1 protein-coding gene is annotated in these 1,264 nt (G+C 62.7%); it reads left to right on the plus strand.

Features of this window, described 5'->3' with window-relative positions; all coding sequences use genetic code 11:
- Positions 1-66 precede the first annotated feature (66 nt).
- A protein-coding gene (locus K3174_RS16755; RefSeq protein ID WP_221560590.1) for an IS3 family transposase occupies positions 67-1,238 on the plus strand; the annotation gives its coding sequence in 2 pieces (ribosomal slippage) (positions 67-319 and positions 319-1,238; 1,173 coding nt in all).
- Positions 1,239-1,264: the final 26 nt, after the last annotated feature.

Genomic DNA, 1,264 nt, shown 5'->3' on the forward strand with positions numbered 1-1,264 from the left:
TGGTCTGAGCCCCTAGATTTCCTCCAGCGATAAGTAGAGTCCGGCGTTCGACAAGGAGACGGACGAATGAAGCGTAGCAGGTTGAGCGAGGAGCAGATCATCGCTGTTTTGAAGGAGCAGGAGGCTGGGATGGCGACGGCGGATGTATGTCGTCGCCACGGGATCAGTTCGGCGACCTTCTACAAGTGGAAGTCGAAGTATGGTGGGCTGGAGGTGTCGGACGCCCGTCGGCTGCGCCAGTTGGAGCAGGAGAACGCGCGGCTGAAGAAGCTGCTGGCGGATTCGATGCTGGACAACGCCATGCTCAAGGAGATCAGCGCAAAAAAATTCTAGCGCCCGGTGCCAGGCGGCAGGCGGTGGCTCATCTCCAGGAAGCCTTCGAGGTGAGCCAGCGTCGTGCCTGCACGGTGCTGGGCGTGGACCGGACCATGGTGCGTTACGTCAGTCGTCGGCCCGACGATGCGAAGGCGCGTGAACGCATACGCGAGCTGGCAAGCCAACGACGACGCTTCGGCTACCGGCGGCTGCACTGGCTGCTGTGCCGGGAGGGATGGACGATGAACCACAAGAAGTTCCGGCGGCTCTATCGCGAGGAACGGCTGCAAGTGCGCCGCCGTGGTGGTCGCAAGCGGGCCTTGGGCACAAGAGCGCCGATGACGGTGCCTCAGGGGGCGAACCAGCGTTGGAGCCTCGATTTCGTCTCCGATGCCTTCGCCTGCGGGCGCAGGTTCCGGATCTTCGCCGTGGTTGATGACTATAGCCGGGAGTGCGTGCGCCTGATCGCCGATACCTCGATCTCCGGCGCACGGGTCGGGCGCGAGCTCGATGCGGCGGTCTTCGAGCGGATGGCACGCCCGCACACGATCGTCAGCGATAACGGCGCCGAACTGACCAGCATGGCGATCCTGCGCTGGAGCAAGGAGCGCAATGTCGAGTGGCACTACATCGCGCCGGGCAAACCCTACCAGAACGGGTTCATCGAGAGCTTCAATGCCAGGCTGCGCGACGAGTTCTTGAACGAGACGATCTTCACCAGCCTCGCTCATGCCCGTCAGGAGCTGGAAGCCTGGCGGCACGACTACAACCACTTCCGGCCCCACTCGAGCCTCGGGAACAGAACCCCTGCCGAGATCGGGGCAGGATCAAGCGGCAAACCGTATCGGGGGCATGCCCCCGATACGGTTATTGCCATCACGCCCAAGCACGGGCATCAAAACGGCCCAAGGCTCTACTCGTAAATGGTAGAAACTTCGGGCTCAGACCA

The organism is Qipengyuania qiaonensis (assembly GCF_019711515.1).
GTDB lineage: Bacteria > Pseudomonadota > Alphaproteobacteria > Sphingomonadales > Sphingomonadaceae > Qipengyuania > Qipengyuania qiaonensis.